This is a genomic window from Heliobacterium chlorum (assembly GCF_014502795.1).
GTDB classification, from domain to species: Bacteria; Bacillota; Desulfitobacteriia; order Heliobacteriales; family Heliobacteriaceae; genus Heliobacterium; species Heliobacterium chlorum.
On the sequence record NZ_JACVHF010000091.1, the window covers coordinates 1 to 1,433 of the forward strand.

At 44.7% G+C, this 1,433-nt stretch carries 2 protein-coding genes; both read left to right on the forward strand.

The window, feature by feature from the left end:
* Positions 1-602, forward strand: a 602-nt coding sequence (locus tag H1S01_RS20150; protein ID WP_188042154.1) for an ATP-binding protein, incomplete at its 5' end; no start/stop codon positions are given.
* Between the two features lie 56 nt (positions 603-658).
* Positions 659-1,433, forward strand: a 775-nt coding sequence (locus tag H1S01_RS20155; RefSeq protein ID WP_188042155.1) for a BRO family protein, incomplete at its 3' end; no start/stop codon positions are given.

Sequence of the window (1,433 nt, forward strand, 5' to 3'; positions counted from 1 at the left end):
CGATACCGTTTCAAAAAGACAATCCAGAAGCATTTCAATTGATCACTGCGTATTGCCGAAATGTGCTTCAGCGAGCCGATGAAGGAATTGGACTATATTTATACTCCGTCCCCAACGCCATCAACCCCAAGGGAACGGGTACGGGAAAAACGACGGCTTCGGTGGCAATCCTTCATGAGTATCTGGTGGCGCGAACGATTCAACATGTTAAGCAGATAAAACCTATTGACCAGTTACCAGCATTGTTTGTAAACGCATCGAAATACCAGAACCAGTTCAACGCCCAATTTCGTGGACCCCGTGAGATGCAAGAAAATGCCGCTGCCGCCTTTTACCAACGCAAGATCGATATGTTGCAAGCAGAACTACTTGTCCTCGACGACGTGGGCGTACGTGAAGCGACAGAGGCATATAAGAATGAGTTCTATGAGGTGATCGATGAACGATGCGCTGAAGTAAAAGCGACTATTTTCACCTCGAATGAACCGTTAGAACATCTAGCGAGGATCTTAGACCCTCGGATTTCTAGCCGTATCGGTGGAATGACGATTCCCGTTTCTTTCGAAGGAGAAGACCAGCGAAATCGAAGTTTACTCGGTTGATACCACATGAACAAAGATTGAACAAAATGAAAATTATTAGGAGGACAAACTCAGTAATGAACATGCAGAAAGTATTCAACTATGAAGGTACTAAGATACGGACAGTAATCATCGAGGGCCAACCTTGGTTTGTGGCGAAGGACGTCTGTGACGTACTTGAAATCAACCACTTTACTAATGCCTTTGAACGATTAGAAGAGGATGAAAAAAGAAAAGTAAGTGTATCTGATTTGAACCTCGGTTCAACGGAGGTTCAAAGAGGTGGTGCACGATTTTACACAATCATTAATGAACCTGGACTCTATTCTTTAATCTTAGGTAGCCGTAAACCTGAAGCCAAAGCATTCAAACGCTGGGTGGTTCATGAAGTTCTGCCGAGTATCCGTCAAACCGGATCTTATTCCATCCAAAATGAAGAACGGCCTAGGTTCGAAGGTCGACTCCTTCCTCAAAACTATGCTGAAGCTTTAGACGCTCTCGTCCAGACAGAAAAAATGCGGCTAGAACTCGTCACTAAGGTTGAGAAGGACGCGCCAAAAGTGGAAGCTTTCGATACATTCATCGACTCTCTCGGCTGGCAAACCGTGTCTGAAGTGGCCAAATCGATGGAGAGAGGGCGGAATGGAACCTATGAAATCCTTCGGGATGCGGGCATTTTAATCAAAAGCGGAATGGACAAAAATTTACCTCTTCAAAAATACGTCGAACGTGGCTATTTCGCAGTAAAAGAGTACACTTTTTTCGCAAACGGACAATGGATGACGAGAAGTCGCACGTTGGTATCACCCAAAGGTGTAGAGTTTATTCGGCAAGTCCTTCAAAAAAGAAAGG